2 protein-coding genes are annotated in these 888 nt (G+C 64.9%); both read left to right on the top strand.

What is annotated here, in order from left to right; translation table 11 throughout:
* On the top strand, nt 1–359 hold a 359-nt coding region (locus O6Y00_RS21960), incomplete at its 5' end, for a hypothetical protein (protein WP_353444627.1).
* Nucleotides 359–802: a hypothetical protein gene (locus O6Y00_RS21955; protein WP_353444626.1), complete on the top strand. Its 444-nt coding sequence runs from the start codon at nt 359–361 to the stop codon at nt 800–802. The genes O6Y00_RS21960 and O6Y00_RS21955, both read left to right, overlap by 1 nt.
* The last annotated feature ends 86 nt before the right edge of the window (nt 803–888 follow it).

Below are 888 nucleotides of genomic sequence, written 5' to 3'. Positions count from 1 at the left end.
GAAAATACCTGTGGATCCCGACCAAGAACGTTCCGCGCGCGCGCGGACGAGGTCGGGCCACTTCGACCAAGCGCATGACGCCGGACGAGGTGCAGGCCGAACTCAATCAGGAATTCGTGATCCTCAAAGGCCGGGCAGGCCGGCTGCTGGCATTCATCGCGCGCGATCGCGGCGTGACCAAGAGCGGCGGATTCCGAAAAGCCGGAAAGGGCCGCATCGGTCGAGGGAAGCAGGAGTTGACGCTGATGTTCACGCTCGTCCGGTCTGTCCGGCTTCCCAAGCTGCTGGACCTGAAAAAGCCAGCCGATCAGTGGGGCGACGCATTCGTCTCTGCATTCGAGCGCAGGCTCGCCGACTGATGTCAAAACGCACCGACGTCCTCTTCGCGATCAAGCAACTGATCAATCTCGCGCTGCCCGGCGCAAAGGTTCTCGGCCTGGATGGCGCGGAAGCACCGCCCGCGGTGGTGCCCGCAACGGGGATGGTCGTGGTGCGTACCGGGGACCCCGGCGAGCCGCAGATCGACCTGAGCCCGCCCAGCTACAATTACGAGCATCGCATCCCGCTGGAGGTTTCAGGACTGAAGAGCGGTGGGCTGACCAGCGAAGAAGCGCTCGACGTCATGCTGATGGCGATCGGCGAAGGTATCGCTGCGGATCGGACGCTCGGCGGGCTCTGCGACTGGCTCGATACGACCTCGGCCGCAACCGAAGACATCTACGCCGAAGGCGGCAGCCAGCCGCCCCGCGGCGCCGACATCATGATCATCGCGTCCTACTCGACGCCCAACCCCCTCGCCTGACAGGAGAACGCTCATGGGACGCGCACGCGGCCAGAATGCCATCATGGCTCTCGGTTTCGAGACCGCATACGGCACCCCGCCGGCCA

It is taken from the genome of Sphingomonas faeni, assembly GCF_040407565.1.
GTDB lineage: Bacteria > Pseudomonadota > Alphaproteobacteria > Sphingomonadales > Sphingomonadaceae > Sphingomonas > Sphingomonas faeni_F.
Note: the sequence above shows the minus strand (reverse complement) of the source record. Positions and strands in the feature narration are given on the sequence as shown.